Source organism: Gloeomargarita sp. SKYB120, assembly GCA_025062155.1.
Lineage (GTDB): Bacteria > Cyanobacteriota > Cyanobacteriia > Gloeomargaritales > Gloeomargaritaceae > Gloeomargarita.
In genome coordinates this window covers 20,561-36,033 of record JANXAM010000004.1, presented here as the reverse complement: position 1 = coordinate 36,033, position 15,473 = coordinate 20,561, and the positions used below count along the sequence as shown (strand labels likewise).

Here is a 15,473-nt window from a genome sequence, read left to right as displayed (position 1 = left end):
TGTTGCCTCCATCAGTAGGGAACCACACAGTTGCGCCCCTGTTGTTTCGCCTGGTACAGGGCATGGTCCGCCGCCGCTACCAGTTCCGCCGGACTGTTATCCGCAGTCGGGGTCATACAGGTCACCCCCAAGCTCAAGGTCACCCACTCATGCACCATTGAATTGGAGTGGGGAATCCGGAGCTGTTCCACCGCCACCCGTATCTGCTCCGCCAAGGTCACCGCTCGCGCCAGCGGCACCCGCGGCAGGACCACTGCAAACTCTTCGCCCCCGTAGCGGGCCACCAGGTTGTCTGTGCGGTTCGCCACCTGCGTAATGGTCTGGGCCACTTGCCGCAGGCATTCGTCCCCCGCTAGATGACCGTAGGTATCGTTGTAGCGTTTAAAGAAGTCGATGTCCGCCAGGATCAAGGCCAGGCTCGCCCCTTCGCTCGCCAATTGCTGCCACTGTTGCGCCAGATACTCATCGAACCGCCGCCGGTTGTAGACCTGAGTGAGGCCGTCGGAAGCCGCCAGGCGTTGCAATTCCCCGTTGGCCGCCTGCAACTGGTGGTATAACTGGGACTGCTGGAGGGCGCTGGCCAACTGCATGGTCAACTGCTGCAACATATTTACTTCATGAGGAGACCAGGGACGGGGGGTCGAGTAATGGTGCGCCGTCAACAGGCCCCACAGCCGTTCCCCGACGACCACTGGCACCGCCAGGAATGCCTGCATTCCCCATTGCCGGATCAGTTGCCCATACCAAGTATCAGTGTCCACTGTTTCCCCATCGGCCACCTGCACCAGCCAATCGATGCCATCGGTCTGGGGCGTCATCAGCGGCAAGGGTTTGTGGACCACCGACGGCCAACCAGGGTTGGTGGATTCCACCGTGAACTGGAAACCGCCCGTGGCCTGGAACTCGCCAATTGCCACCTGCTCCACCTGCAAAAGGTCGCGCACCTCCGCCACCGTCGTCTTCAGGATGGTGTCCATTTCCAACGAGCCGCGCATGTGGGCTGTGATCTGGGTCAACTTCCGCTCCTGGGCACTGCGCTGTTGCAGCTCCTGCATGGCGGCGTAGGCCTCGAGCAACCGGCGTACCCGCTGGCGCAACACACTCCAGTGAATCTGCTTGGCCGGTTTGATGATGTAGTCGGTCGCACCGACGGCAAAGGCTTCCGCCACCGACTCCTCGTCATCCAGGCTGGTAATCATCAACACCGGTAAATTTTCGCAAGCCGGCCAGCGGCGAATTTCAGCGCAGCAACGAAACCCATCCATCTGAGGCATGACCGCATCAAGCAACACCATATCGGGCAAAGTCCTGCGGCACACCTCTAGCGCTTCCACTCCGTTGCTGGCAGTCAGGGCACGGTAGCCTTCACGCTCCATTTCTCCCTGGAGCATTTCGCGAACAGAACGGTCATCATCCACCACTAGGATTACTGGCGCTCCCTGACGCCATGGCAGTGTGACCATGCCCCCCGCCGCTGTTTTGCCCACACACGACCTGCACTACCTGTTTATTCTAGTGCAACCGCTAGCTGGGCCTAAGCCAAAGCGTTTTAGGACAGCACCAACGCCTCTTCCGTTGCGCTCCCCAAAAGCTGTAAATCTCGGCAGGGAATCACCTCATCCAACTCCCCCATACTTCCAGCATGGACCTGTAAATGGGCGTCACTGGGCGCGCTAAAGATCAACCGTTGTCCCGGAAAAACCACCCGCTCGTAGTACCAATTGGGGATATTCGTAATTCGCACCACTTGAATCTGACTGGTGGCGTTAACATAACAACAAATAAGGCAATCCGTGGCAGTCACCGGCAGGGGATCAAGAATTTGGCTCATCATTTGGTGCTTCATAAAACATCATCCTACGCGCTCCACCTTAGCATTCATTTCTGCCTATCGCTGTAATCAGAATTACGAATCGCTCGCCTCGCAGGTCACCCCTTACCGGCTAGCCCAGACAGCGCCGGCCTTGACCGGCCTGGTGTAACGAAATGTAAAGATTTGTTAAGCAAGACGGGAGAGTGTTGACGCTGGTGGTTGCTACAATCCTTGCCTAGGCGGATGCAGTGGGCTTCTGGGGATGGAACTGCCGTTAGTTCAGCAGCCCGAACTCCTGCAGCAACGTTTAGCGGACCTGCCGTTGGAGCCGGGGGTGTATCTTTTCAAGGACCGGCAGGACAACATCCTCTACATTGGCAAATCCAAGCGCTTGCGCAGCCGGGTGCAGTCCTATTTCCGGGCTGATGCGCGTTTGAGTCCCCGGATTGCCCTGATGGTGCAGCAGGTGGCCGACATTGAGTTCATCGTCACCGACACCGAGACGGAAGCGCTGGTACTAGAGGCCAATCTCATCAAGCAACACCAGCCCCACTACAACATCCTGCTCAAGGACGATAAAACCTATCCCTATGTCTGCATCACTTGGTCGGAGGATTACCCGCGCATTTTTATCAGTCGCAAACGCGGTTTGACGAACCCCAAAGACCGGTACTACGGCCCCTACGTAGATGCGTTTCAACTGCGGCAAACCCTGGGGTTGATTTACCGGCTCTTTCCCTTGCGCCAACGCCCAAAACCCTTGTTCCCCGACCGCCCCTGCCTGAATTACCAAATCGGTCGGTGTCCCGGCGTGTGCCAAAGATTGATCAGCCCAGAGGCCTACCGGCAAACGGTGGCGCAGGTGGCCATGATTTTCCAAGGTCGCACCGAGGAGTTGATTCAAAAACTCACCCAGAAGATGCAGCAATTTGCCGAGGCCATGAACTTTGAAGCGGCGGCCCAAGTGCGGGACCAAATCCGGCGGTTGCAGGGTTTGGGGGAACAACCCAAGGTGAACTTGCCCGATGACCACGCCGTTTTGGATGCAGTAGCCCTGGCGATGGATGACCGAGATGTTTGCATCCAGTTGTTCCAAATGCGGGCGGGGCGATTAGTGGGGCGATTGGGGTTTTTTACCCAGCGACAAGGGGATGAACCGGGCGCCATTTTGCAGCGGGTTTTGGAGGAACACTACACCCATGTAGAAGGGGTGGAAATTCCGCCACTGATTCTGGTGCAGCATGAGCTGCCGGATGCGGAGTGGTTGAGCCATTTCTTGAGCGAAAAACGCCAGGGTAAGGTGAAAATCCACACGCCCCAACGCCTGCAAAAAGCAGAACTGATCCAAATGGTGATGCGCAATGCGGAACTGGAATTGCAACGGCGGCAGCGGGTACGGGAGTCCCATCTATTCGCGTTGACAGACCTGGCGGAATTGTTGCAGTTACCGGATATTCCCCACCGCATGGAAGCCTATGACATTTCCCACCTGCAGGGGACAAATGTAGTGGCGTCGCGGGCGGTCTTTATTGAGGGGCAACCGGCAAAACAACATTACCGGCACTACCACATCAAAAATCCCCAGGTTGGCCCTGGCCACAGCGACGATTTTGCCAGTCTGGCGGAGGTGATTTCCCGGCGGTTTGCCCCCTGGAGACACGACCCAGAACGCCCCACCCTGGGCGACCCAGATTGGCCGGATCTAGTGCTGATTGATGGGGGCAAAGGGCAATTGTCAGCGGTGATGCAGGTGTTGCAAGACTGGCCGGGGAGTGAGGAATTAACAGTGATTGCCCTGGCGAAAAAGCACGAGGAAGTTTACCTGCCGGGACGCTCAGAACCTCTGGTGGCCGACCCGGAACAACCGGGGATGCAACTGCTGCGGCGCCTGCGGGATGAGGCCCACCGGTTTGCGGTGAAATTCCACCGGCAACAACGGGCGCGGCGGTATCGCTATTCCACCCTATCGCAGATTCCGGGCTTGGGGCAGCACCGGCAACAACAGCTTTTGGCCTATTTCCATTCGCTGGATATGATCCAGGCGGCGACGGCGGAACAACTGGCGCGAGTGCCGGGCATTGGCCCCCGTCTGGCGGAGCAGATCTATCGCTACTTTCACCCGGCGGTGGACGGTTAAACGGCGCGGATGACCGGCGAAAATCGCTAAGGTGGAAAGGGCAATCGGAGTGGTGCACCATGCAGGCAGACGGACGACTGATCGTTGATCTGGTCGTGGTGCTGGCGGCGGCCCTGGGCGGGGGGACGTTAGCCGCGCTGTTGAAACAACCGCCATTGTTGGGCTATATCGTGGCGGGGGTGCTGGTTGGCCCGACGGGGTTTGGGGGCATCCGGGAAGTGGTGCAGGTGGAAACCCTGGCCCAGTTCGGGGTGACGCTGTTGCTGTTTTCCTTGGGGGTGAAGTTTTCCTTTGCCCGCTTACGCCAGGTGGGGGTCTTTGCCCTAGGTGGCGGCCTGCTGCAAATGGGTCTGACGATGGCTTTGACGGCCTATGGGGTGGCGGTGAGCGGTTGGTTGTCGCCGACAGCGGGGGTCGTCTTGGGCGCGATCTTGGCTTTGTCGTCCACAGCGGTGGCGCTGAAATCCCTGGCGGAAATTGGGCAAACCGATAGCCTAGCGGGCAAGGCTATGTTAGGGATTCTGATTGTCCAGGACTTGGCGGTGGGGTTGATTTTGGCCGTCTTGCCGGCCCTGGCGGTGACCTGGGAGGAAATCGGTACAGCCCTGGGGGTGGCCTTGTTGAAATTGTTGCTGTTTAGCTTGGGAGCGGTCGCCTTGGGACGCTGGGGGGTGCCCCGTTTCCTGCGATTCCTGGCCCAACGGGAGAGCCGGGAGTTGTTTCTGCTGGGGGTGGTGTGCCTGTGCGTGGGGGTTGCCCTGCTGACGGAACGGCTGGGGTTGTCCAGTGAAATGGGGGCGTTCGTGGCGGGGTTGATGATTGCCGAGGTGGACTACGCCGACCAGACGTTGGATTATGTGGAACCGCTGCGGGACGTGTTTGGTGCGCTGTTTTTTGCCAGTATCGGGATGCTGATTGACCCCCGCTTTATCCTGGCCCACGCGCCCTTGATTGCGGGGTTGGTGTTGCTGGTGATGGGGGGCAAGTTTTTGATTGCGGCGCCAGTTACCCGCTTGTTTGGCTATTCCTGGCCGATGGCGGTGCTGGTGGGGTGCGGGTTGAGCCAGATTGGGGAGTTTTCGTTCATCTTGGCGACAGCGGCGCAGGAGTTGGGATTGATTAGCCGCAGTGTTTATTTGTTGGTGGTGGGCACGACGGCGATTACGTTGTTGGTGAGTCCGGCGCTGTTGCCCTGGGCGGCGCGACTTTGGGAACGCTGGGACCCAACGCCCCAACCGCCGGCGACGACGGGAGAATCCCAATGGCGCGACCACTTCGTGATTTGCGGCTACGGGCAAATTGGTCAAGACGTGGCCCAAATCCTGGCGGCGCATCGCTGCCCGCTGCTGGTGCTAGACCAATCCGAGCGGGCGATTGCCCAGGCGCGACAACGGGAATTTCCCTATCTGTGGGGCGATGCCACGGCGTGGGCGATTTTGCAGCGGGCGAATCTTCCCTGCGCGCGGGCTATGGTGATTACCTTGCCGGATTTGGCGAGTATTCGGCTGTGCCTGCAACGGGTGCTCCAGTTGGCGCCCCAATTGCCGGTGCTGGTGTGTGCGCCCCGCAAGGAACACATTGAGCTGCTTTACCGGTTGGGAGCTAGCAAGGTGATTCACCCCGACTTTGAGGCCAGTTTGGGGCTGTGCAGTCACTTGCTCACGGAACTAGGGGTGCCCCCCCACCAGATCCAGGCGGAACTGGCGGCGATTCGCAATCACCACTACCAGGACTTGAGCGCTGGCCAGCCGGTGTGTTTGTTGCCCATGCACCCGCCACCACCCGTTACAGTCGAGGTGACTCCATGACCGACCCAATCTGCCGCTTTGCCGTCCTGAGCGACCCCCACGTTACCACGCTGGAGACTTTCCGCTATTACCCCCACCGCCTGCACCGCCTGGAGTACAGCATTCCCGTGCTGGAAGCGGCCCTGGAACGCCTAAGCCGTTACGAGCTGGATTTTTTGCTGATTCCCGGTGACCTGACCCAACACGGGGAGCCGGCCAACCACACCTGGTTGTCCAAGCGCTTGAATTGCTTGCCGTTTCCCTGCTACGTGATTCCGGGCAACCACGACATCCCCCCGGACCCCGGCGCTATTGCTCCCGCCGACTTTCCTGAATACTACCGGCAACAGGGGTATCGCCACACCGACCAGCTCTACTACGCTCAGGAAATCTTGCCGGGGGTGGGGCTGATTGGGTTGAATTCCAACCAGTTTGACGCTCAAGGCGAGCTGTTTGGGCAAATTGACCCAGAGCAATGGGAGTGGTTAGAAACGGTCCTGCGGGATTGCTGCTGGCGACACACGCTGGTGATGGTGCATCACAATGTCTGTGAACACATCCCCCACCAATCCCAGAGCGTGTTAGGGCGGCGTTATTTACTGGAAAACCGGCGCGAGTTGCGCCAGTTGTTGACCCACTACGGGATTCGGGTCGTGTTTACCGGGCACTTGCACGTGCAGGACATCGCCGAGGAGGACGGGTTTTTTGATGTGACGACGGGTTCGCTGGCGGCCTACCCCCACGCCTATCGCCTGGTGACCTGGTACGAGCGGGAAATGCATATTACCACAGAACGGGTGACGGCCATTCCCGAAGCACCCCATTTACTCGCCGACGCTCGCGCCTGGATGGAGCGTCGTTCGCCCCAATTCATGGCCCACCTGCTCACCCACCCGCCGCTGAACTTGCCGCCGGAGCAGGCCCAAGAACTAGCGCCCCGGTTGGCCCACTTTTGGCCGGATATTGCTTGGGGAGATGCCTATTTTGAATTCCCCGATTTACCTTCGCCAGTGCGGGAGTTTTTTGAAGCCTGCAGCGACCGTCCTCCTGGCGACAACGACGCTGTGTTGCCCTTGCCATGAACGTCGCCGATCTCCTGATTGCCTACGAAGCCGGTCGCCGGACATTTACCGGGGTCAATCTTAGCTTTGCCGACCTGGGCAACCAGGACTTGCGGGGGATTGACCTGAGCGATGCGATTTTAGTGGGGGTTAACCTCCAGGGTGCCAACCTGGGGGGAGCGAAGTTTTGTCGCGCGAATTTGAGCGGGGCCAATCTCCGTCACGCCAATTTAACTGGTGCCGTTTTGGCGCAGGCCGACCTGGTGCGGGCGGATTTGACGGGAGCGCAGTTGGGGGGCGCTCGATTGACGGAAGCCGATTTGGCCGGCGCTTGCCTGCAGGGAGCCGATTTGACGGGAGCCGTGCTCAACCAGGCCAGTTGCCACAGCGCGAACTTTCGGGAATGCATGGGCACGGGGGCGGAACTCCAGGAAATCCAACTGGTGGACGCCGATTTGACCGGAGCCGACCTGCGGGGTGCCAATTTACGCCGGAGTCGTTGCCAGTACGCCCGGTTGCTGGGCACCGATTTGAGCGGGGCCAATCTGCAGGGGGCCAATTTCTACCAAGCCCATTGGGTGGAGGTGCTCGTGGACTGGGCGGACTTGACCGATGCCATTTTGCCCGACGGCGACCTAGCCCGTGTTGCGCATCCCGGCGGCAATCCCGTTGATGGTCAGCAACGCCCCCCGCAGTAATTCGCTCTTGCTGTAGCGAGACGCCAGCCCCACCGGTTGGGTTTGACGCAGGCGCTTGAGCAACGACACCTGCAAAAAGCCTAGCGGCACAATCGTCTGGTTGCGTAACTGCACCGATTGCTGCAAACCCGCATCTCCCGCCAGCAACTGCTCATGCCCTGTAATCGTCAACACCATCTCCCGCGTCCGGTGGTACTCTTCCACGATCTGGGCAAACAACGGTTCAAATCGCGGCTTATCTTCGGGTTGGGCTAGTTGGTCCAAGTAATGGCGGGCCATTTTCAAATCCACCTTGGCCAGCGTCATTTCCGCTTTGGAAATCACCGTGCGGAAAAAGGGCCACTTGGCGTAGAAGTAGCCCAGCAATTTCAAATGCTCCTGTGGGTTTTCGGCGACGAACTCCGCCAGGGCCGTCCCCAGCCCATACCAGGCCGGCAACAGCAAGCGCATCTGCGTCCAGCTAAACACCCAGGGAATCGCCCGCAAACTGGCAAAATCCCGTTTCCCTTTGCGCCGCGCCGGTCGCGAGCTGATTTGCAATTGACTGATTTCCTCAATCGGCGTGACCTGGTGGAAAAAGTCTAGGAAATCCGGTTGTTCATAAATCAACTGCCGGTAGTGCCGCCGCGACCGTTGGGCCAGTTCGTCCATAATCTCGTGCCAGGGCAGAATCTCGTCAAACCCCAGCTTCAGGGAACTGGCCTGCAACACCGCTGTCGCCACATTTTCCAGGTTGAACAAACACAACTCCGGCAACGAGTACTTCGACGCCAACACCTCCCCCTGCTCCGTAATCTTGATCCGCCCGTTGATCGTGTCGCCCGGTTGCGCCAGGATGGCTTCGTAGGTTGGCCCGCCGCCCCGTCCGACGGACCCGCCCCGCCCGTGGAAAAACCGCAGGGTGATGCCGTACTGGGCCGCCACCCGTTGCAACGCCCGCTGCGCCTTGTAAATCTCCCAATTGCTGCTCAAAAATCCCGAATCCTTGTTGCTGTCGGAATAGCCCAGCATCACTTCTTGGATGGAATCCGTGCTCTGGCGCAGGTAATCCCGATACCAGGGCAACTGAAACAGCGCCTCCATCACCTGGGGCGAGCGCTGCAAATCCTCCACCGTTTCAAACAGGGGCACTACCTGCACCGTACTGCGATGGGTCACCGGGTCATAGATTTGCGCCTCCTTCAGCAGCAGCCAGACCTCCAGCAAATCGCTCAAGCAGTGACTCATGCTAACGATGTACGTCTGGCAAATTTCCACCCCAAATTCCTGCTGCAGCCGCGCCAGCATCTGCACCGTCGCCACCGTCTCCTGGGTCGCCTCCGACAAGGGCAAGCGGGACGGGATCAAGGGCCGCCGGGTTTGCAACTCGCTCAGCAACCAGGCCGACCGCTCCTCCTCCGTCATCTCCAGGTAACTGCGGGGCAATACCTGCACATATTCGGCAATTTCCGCCAGCGCCTGCTCATGCCGAGAACTCTCTTGCCGGATGTCCAACCGCGCCAGGATAAACCCAAACGTCGCCACTTGAATGAGCAAATGGTCCAGTGCCCGGCACGTCAAGCCACTGGCCTGCAAACTGCGGCGGATCAAATCCAACTCCGCTTGGAATTCTGCCCCCGTTTTGTAATACGCGCTCTCTAGCGGCACCACACAATCTGGATGGGTCAACTGCTGGTTGCGGTTCAACGTATTCTGCAACCGCTGGCGCATGTAGGCCAATTTCATGCGATAGGGTTCTTGCCGGTAGCGAATCGCGTACTGGTCATACACCTCCGGCATCTGCAACTTGTCTTGTTCTAACGACTCCAGCAACTCCGGCAACACATTGCTCCAGTGCAATGACAAGCTCAACAAGCTGATCAATCTATCAACAGATTGCAGGTATTTTTTCAGGACCATATTGCGTTGGAACACCGCCGTTTGCCAGGTCACCTCCGGCGTCACCGACGGGTTGCCATCTCGGTCCGCCCCCACCCACGACCCAAACTGGCAGAAATCCAACTTGGGAGGGCGCAACTGGGGAAACACGCTGTGCAACGACTGGCAAAACCGTTCGTACAACAGCGGCACAGCGTCAAAGAGCACCTCTTGGAAATAGTGCAACGTGTGATCTACCTCATCCAGGACGGTTGGTTTCATCTGGTGCAATTCATCAGTGCGCCACCAGAGCCGGATTTCCTCGAGCAATTCCGCGCGGATAGCTTCCACCTCCCAGGGCGCAGTGACCCCTTGAGCCAGCCCCGCTTCCGTCCAGTCCAATTTTGCCAGCAGATGCCCAATCCGCCGTTGCCGGTCGCGGATGGTATGGCGCACGATTTCGGTGGGGTGAGCCGTGAACACCAGCCGGATTTCCATCTGGTCAATCACCTTTTGAATCCGGCCCGGCGGCACATTCAGCCCTTTCAGGTAGGGAAAGACCCAACGCAAACTGCCAACGGCTTCCCCCGGTTCCCAGTAGGACGGCAGGTGACCATTCCCTAGGGTCGTCGCCAGGGATTGCTGTCGTTTTTTTTCACACTGCTCGTGGTACTGCTCCACGATGTTGACCAATTGGAAGTACAGCGCAAAGGCCCGCGTGGCCCGGATCGCAGCATTGAGGTCGAGTTTTTCCACCAGGGCGGCGGCTTCGGCACTGGCGACGCTTTGAGCCTTCCCCTCCAGCAGACAAACCGATTGCAACTGGCGCAATAAATCCACCAGGTGCTGGCCGCCTTCTTCACGCAACACCGATTCCAGCAGGGATTCCATCAAGGGCAAGTGGCGAATCCCCACCCCCGCCCGCAGTTCCGCTGACTCTGGCGTGTTGATGCGCAAAAGCGTGCTCATCGTCTGTCTCCCCGGCGACCTACCGTAGCTATTCCGGCACCGGTGTTGTTAACACAGGCAAGCGTTCCCCCCGAAACACTTCTTGCGCCCACTGTCCCAAGGTTTGATTTGCCCGTTGCCAAGCCGCTCCGGCCAGCAGGACGACCAGCACGGGTGCAGTACAGACGCTCAACGCACAGTGGGTAACCGACGGCATAGAGTTTTGACGATAGCCTTCATTATATCGTTTTAGCCTAGCAAAGCCCGATCGGTCGCTAGTGGGGTATCCTTGCCGAAAGCTCAGCTCCTTTCCTATGGCAGAAGGAAAACCCAGGATGGGACCGCGCCCTGCAACTAGACGGGGGGCTTTGCTATGGCGTTTGCAACGACCAGCCAATCGTTGTACGACGCCGATTACCAACGCGGTAGTCCCATTCTTGTAATGGTCAAAGTAGGGGCAGTTGGGTTTGGGTGAACCATGAGTATAATTACTCGCCCCCCGTTGCCAGTCTCAAAACGTTGTGAACATAGTGGAAAACAGCCATCGGCAATTTACGCCTAAAGCTCTGAAGCGCAAAGGCAACTTGCTAGAGCGACTTCCAATCGCCACCATCTCGCGGGTGACCGGAATCTCCCAATCTTGTGTATAAATATGTAAAGCAAAAGACAACTTATACATCAGAAATCATGGATATTCAGTCCCGCAACGATACGAGATATGGTCGTTTTGTCTCCAAGGGCTCTGGCTGGTTCTAGAAAGAAGGACACATATGATTGTAGCGGCCTGTATAGGAGACAGAAGCATAGAGACAGCAAAAAAGTTATGGCATAGGGTGCCGATAATTTGGCGAAAACGGGCAAAGTTTTATACTGATTGTTGGTCAGTTTAGTCGGAAGGTTATTCCGAACTCTCAACACGCAGCCCGTGCCAAAGGGGGTAGTAGGACGTCCTTGATTGAACACTTCAACGACACCTTTAGACAGCGAGTTAGTCGAGAAGAACTCTGTCCTTTTACATTGGCGTTATATTCAACCCCATCCACATTACTTACATAGCACTACCCATCCAGGCGGAAACTCTGCGGCAAGCTCAACTGGCGCTGTTGCGGGGGCAAGCCAAAATTGAAGGAGGACGGCTACAGTTTGCCGCCCGCAGCGGGGAGTCCATTCCTTTGCCCCCGGAGTTGAGTACGATCCAGATATTTGACCTGTCCCATCCCTACTTCTGGGCTGGCTTCGGTGTCGTTGGGAGTCCTTGGTAATGTTGGAGGGATTCGCGCAAACAGGCAAGATAATCACTGCTTCTTGCTTGTCATGGCCTGGGTCGCAGGATGCAGCCCCGTCTCGGGTTTTCCTGTCTTCTCCCTGTCAGCTATCGGGTCAGCATACGAAGACAAATACCGACGCCACCATCGGCAAGCGGCCCATTGCGCTGACTATGAGAATGTACCGAAAGTAACCATCCAATGGGAACTGCCTGGACTAACTTAGGATGGGAAATACGCGCTGGTTCAATAGGCTATGAATTTCCACGACTACGATCCAGAAGACTTTTATGATGAATGGTTTGTGCGCAAGGGGGAACCCCGCCCTCACGTGGCCGCCCTGGTTGAACGCATTAATCAATTACCGCCGGACGAACTCCAGCAACGACAGCAGGCCGCCCAGGCAGTGTTGATGCAAATGGGGGTGACGTTTCAGGTCTATAATGACCCAGCGGCGCGGGAACGAATTTGGCCGTTTGATGTGATTCCCCGCGTGATTACCGCCCAGGAGTGGGCCTATTTGGAACAGGGTGTCAAACAGCGGGTGGCAGCGCTGAACCTATTTCTCCAGGACATCTACCACGACCAGAAAATCATCAAAGATGGGGTGATCCCGGCGGAGGTGATTTACTCATCCCAGGGCTATTTACCCGCCTGCCAGGGCCTTGCTCCGCCCGGTGGGGTTTGGTGTCACATCACGGGTAGCGACCTGGTGCGGGACCGCCAGGGCAATTGGTGGGTGTTAGAGGACAATTTGCGGGTGCCGTCGGGGGTGTCCTATGTGTTGGAAAACCGGCGGGTGATGAAAAATACCTTTCCCAAAGTGTTCCGCATGTTGGATATTCGCCCGACGGATGATTATCCCGGTCATTTACTGGAAATGCTCCTAGGTCTAGCGCCGGACTACCTGGACCATCCCTGTGTGGTGGTGCTGACTCCTGGCGTCTATAACTCGGCTTACTTTGAACACTCGTTTCTGGCCCAACAGATGGGGGTGGAGCTGGTGGAGGGCCGCGACCTGGTGGTGGTGGACGGCTATGTGCAAATGCGGACCACCCGAGGTCTCCAACGGGTCGATGTGATTTACCGCCGCGTAGATGATGTGTTCCTTGATCCCCAGGTCTTTCGCCCGGATTCGCTGCTCGGGATTCCAGGCCTGATGGAGGTCTATCGCCAGGGACGAGTGGCGCTGGCCAATGCACCGGGGACGGGGGTGGCCGATGATAAGGTGGTCTATGCCTACGTGCCCGACATGATTCGCTACTACCTGGACGCAGAACCAATCTTGCCCAATGTCCCCACCTACCTGTGCTGGCGCGACGCCGACCGGGAATACGTGGTGAAACACCTGGACGAATTGGTGGTGAAAGCGGCCAATGAATCCGGGGGCTACGGCATGTTGATGGGTCCCAGCGCCACGCCCAAGGAACGGGCGAATTTTGCCGAAAAAATCCAGCGGTTTCCCCGCAACTATATCGCCCAACCCGTGATTGCCCTATCGCGGGTGCCGACGATTGTGGGGGACCACTTTGAAGGGCGTCACGTGGATTTGCGGCCCTACATCTTACACGGGCGCGACCACCTCTACGTGCATCCGGGGGGACTGACGCGGGTGGCCCTGAAAAAAGGGTCGCTGGTGGTGAATTCGTCCCAAGGAGGCGGCAGCAAAGACACCTGGGTACTGGCGGAGTAAGTAAGGACGATGTTGAGTCGAGTGGCCCATTCCATCTATTGGTTGAATCGCTACATCGAACGGGCGGAAAATGTGGCCCGCTTTGTGGACGTGAATTTGAATTTGATCCTGGATTTGCCCCACCAGTCGGTAACCCAATGGGAACCCCTGGTGATGGTGACGGGGGATTTGGCCCTGTTTCGAGAACGCTACGGCTTGCCCACCCAAGAGCAAGTGATCCAGTTTTTGACGTTCGACGCCGATTACCCTAACTCCATCGTGTCCTGTCTGTATGCAGCGCGGGAAAATGCCCGGTCGGTGCGAGAGATTATTTCATCGGAAATGTGGCAGGAGGTCAATTCCTTTTACTTGATGGTGCAACAGGCGGCCACCCAGGGCCAAGAGGTGGATTTGAACCACTTTTTTCAAGAGGTGAAACGGGCCAGTCACCGCTTCGCCGGCGTCATGGACGCCACCATGTCCCACAACGAGGCCTGGCATTTTGGCCAGATGGGCCGCCTGCTCGAACGGGCGGACAAGACGGCGCGGATCGTGGATGTGAAGTACTATGTGCTGCTACCGTCGGTGCAGGACGTAGGGACGACCCTGGATGAAATTCAATGGATCGCCCTGCTGAAATCCGCTAGCGCCTACGAGATGTATCGCAAGCAGGGACGGCATTTGATCAGTCCTCGGTTGGTGGCGGAATTTTTACTGTTGAACCGGGAATTTCCCCGCTCGGTGTTGTTCTGTCTGCGGCATCTCGAGCGTTCGTTGCACTGCATTACGGGAACGGCCTTGCCGGACTGGCGCATGGGGGTCGAACGCCGCCTGGGACGCCTGTGCGCCGATTTGGAATACATCACAATTGATGAGATTATCCAGGGCGGTTTGCACGAGTTTTTGGACCGTCTGCTGGTGGAATTCAACCGCCTAGACGATACGATTTTTGAGACGTTTTTCGCCCTGCGTCCCGAGCCAGCCGGGCGGAGCTGAGCTAGACTGAGGGTGTGGCGAATTTGGGAGAGGTTATGCCAGGGGTTGTAATGGGCCTGCTGATGGCGCAAGTCTGTTCGCCCTGGATAGGGACGCCGGAACCAGCGGGCTTTGGTTTCAACAGCAGCCAGCGGTTTTTCAGTCTGGGCCAACAGCGCTTGGAGCAGGAGATGTGCCGGTTGTATCAAGCGCCTACGCCGTCTTTGGAAATCAGCCCCACCGTAGCGCCTGCCGACGGCGCCAGTCCATCGTCTCAGTAATGCGAAAGTTAGGACCATGCGGCGAGGGATTTGGACGGCGGGAACTTTCTTGCTAGGGGCCTCCCTAGCGGTTGCCCAGACGTTGTACACGGTGCAGCTCGGGGATACCCTGACCGGGATTGCCCGTCGCTATAACTTGACCTTGGAACAAATGTTGCAGGCCAATCCGGAGCTACGCCGGGACCCGGATTTGATCCTAGTGGGTCAACAACTGGTCATTCCCCTGTCTCCGGTGGAGCGGGCGTTGCGCACGCCCTTACCCCCAAGCTTTCAACCCCGGTTGGCGATGGGTCGGCGGCGTCCGGCGTTTGTCAGCTTGAACTTACCGGCGGTCGGGCGTCCAGGACAACGGGAAGGGGCCTCCAAGCGGGGGTCGGGTTGCACCCAGGACAAAAACCAAAGGGTGCGGCTGCTTGTGCCCGAAACCAATTACGGTCGGACGCTGCGGGACTACCCCACCTTTTTCTGGTATTTGCCGGAGCTAGAGCGCCCTACACCTGTGGAATTTCAACTGCGCCTCGTAACTCCCCAAGGTCAAGTGGGGGAAGTCCTCTACGCCACCACGTTTACGGCCACTGGCGGCGGGATCGGCGGCTTGACCCTCCCCCTCGAGGCACCGGCGCTCCAGGTGGGCCAGGAGTACGAATGGTCCCTGGCGGTGCAATGTACGGCGGACCAGCCGGATAGCTGGATGGTGGTCATGGGGCGGATTGAGCGAGTGGCACCGGCGAATAGGGAACTGGCGGCTGCTCTAGGGCAAGCCAATCTCGGGGACTACCCAGCGCTCTTGGCTGAAGCCGGTCTTTGGTACGACGCCTTGCAAACCCTGGTAGTTCTGCGGCGACAGTATCCGAACGAGCCAGGACTGGTGGAGGACTGGCGGAATCTCCTGAGCCGGATCGGCCTGGGTGGAATTGCCAACCAGCCCCTGCGCTGTGTCCAACCCAATCCAAAAGGAGGCGTAGCGCTCTGTTCCTGA

12 protein-coding genes are annotated in these 15,473 nt (G+C 58.2%); 8 read left to right on the top strand and 4 right to left on the bottom strand.

All coding sequences use genetic code 11. The annotated features are described in order from the left end of the window. Nucleotides 1-11: 11 nt before the first annotated feature. Nucleotides 12-1,487: a diguanylate cyclase gene (locus NZ705_02765; GenBank protein MCS7291881.1), complete on the bottom strand. Its 1,476-nt coding sequence runs from the start codon at nt 1,485-1,487 to the stop codon at nt 12-14. Nucleotides 1,488-1,549: 62 nt separating this feature from the next. Then, the gene (locus NZ705_02760; GenBank protein ID MCS7291880.1) at nt 1,550-1,834 is read right to left on the bottom strand and encodes a DUF1830 domain-containing protein; all 285 of its coding nucleotides are present in this window, start codon (nt 1,832-1,834) and stop codon (nt 1,550-1,552) included. 241 nt (nt 1,835-2,075) lie between these two features. Between NZ705_02760 and uvrC the strand changes: the two genes are divergently transcribed. From uvrC to NZ705_02740, 4 genes are read left to right on the top strand one after another with little or no spacing between them, the layout of a single operon-like run. After that, nucleotides 2,076-3,950, top strand: coding sequence for an excinuclease ABC subunit UvrC (gene uvrC / locus NZ705_02755; GenBank protein ID MCS7291879.1), 1,875 nt, complete (start codon nt 2,076-2,078; stop codon nt 3,948-3,950). A gap of 59 nt (nt 3,951-4,009) precedes the next feature. Then, nucleotides 4,010-5,758, top strand: a complete 1,749-nt coding sequence (locus NZ705_02750) for a cation:proton antiporter (protein MCS7291878.1) — start codon at nt 4,010-4,012, stop codon at nt 5,756-5,758. Beyond that, nucleotides 5,755-6,819: a metallophosphoesterase gene (locus NZ705_02745; GenBank protein MCS7291877.1), complete on the top strand. Its 1,065-nt coding sequence runs from the start codon at nt 5,755-5,757 to the stop codon at nt 6,817-6,819. Before NZ705_02750 ends, NZ705_02745 begins: the two co-directional genes overlap by 4 nt. Beyond that, the gene (locus NZ705_02740) at nt 6,816-7,496 is read left to right on the top strand and encodes a pentapeptide repeat-containing protein (GenBank protein ID MCS7291876.1); all 681 of its coding nucleotides are present in this window, start codon (nt 6,816-6,818) and stop codon (nt 7,494-7,496) included. The genes NZ705_02745 and NZ705_02740 overlap by 4 nt, the downstream gene beginning before the upstream one ends. Here NZ705_02740 and ppc read toward each other — a convergent pair. Further along, nucleotides 7,434-10,322 (bottom strand): phosphoenolpyruvate carboxylase, encoded by a 2,889-nt coding sequence (gene ppc / locus NZ705_02735; protein ID MCS7291875.1) that lies wholly within the window; start codon nt 10,320-10,322, stop codon nt 7,434-7,436. The genes NZ705_02740 and ppc overlap by 63 nt on opposite strands. Before the next feature lie 28 nt (nt 10,323-10,350). Beyond that, nucleotides 10,351-10,518, bottom strand: a complete 168-nt coding sequence (locus tag NZ705_02730) for a hypothetical protein (protein MCS7291874.1) — start codon at nt 10,516-10,518, stop codon at nt 10,351-10,353. Between the two features lie 1,304 nt (nt 10,519-11,822). On the opposite strand from NZ705_02730, the gene NZ705_02725 reads away from it, so the two are divergent. The 4 genes from NZ705_02725 to NZ705_02710 are packed head-to-tail and all read left to right on the top strand — an operon-like array spanning nt 11,823 to nt 15,473. Then, nucleotides 11,823-13,259, top strand: coding sequence for a circularly permuted type 2 ATP-grasp protein (locus tag NZ705_02725; protein MCS7291873.1), 1,437 nt, complete (start codon nt 11,823-11,825; stop codon nt 13,257-13,259). A 9-nt stretch (nt 13,260-13,268) separates the two neighbouring features. After that, complete coding sequence (locus NZ705_02720) at nt 13,269-14,234, top strand: alpha-E domain-containing protein (GenBank protein MCS7291872.1); 966 nt, start codon at nt 13,269-13,271, stop codon at nt 14,232-14,234. A 35-nt stretch (nt 14,235-14,269) separates the two neighbouring features. Then, nucleotides 14,270-14,494 (top strand): hypothetical protein, encoded by a 225-nt coding sequence (locus NZ705_02715; GenBank protein ID MCS7291871.1) that lies wholly within the window; start codon nt 14,270-14,272, stop codon nt 14,492-14,494. A 16-nt stretch (nt 14,495-14,510) separates the two neighbouring features. Next, nucleotides 14,511-15,473, top strand: a complete 963-nt coding sequence (locus NZ705_02710; protein MCS7291870.1) for a DUF928 domain-containing protein — start codon at nt 14,511-14,513, stop codon at nt 15,471-15,473.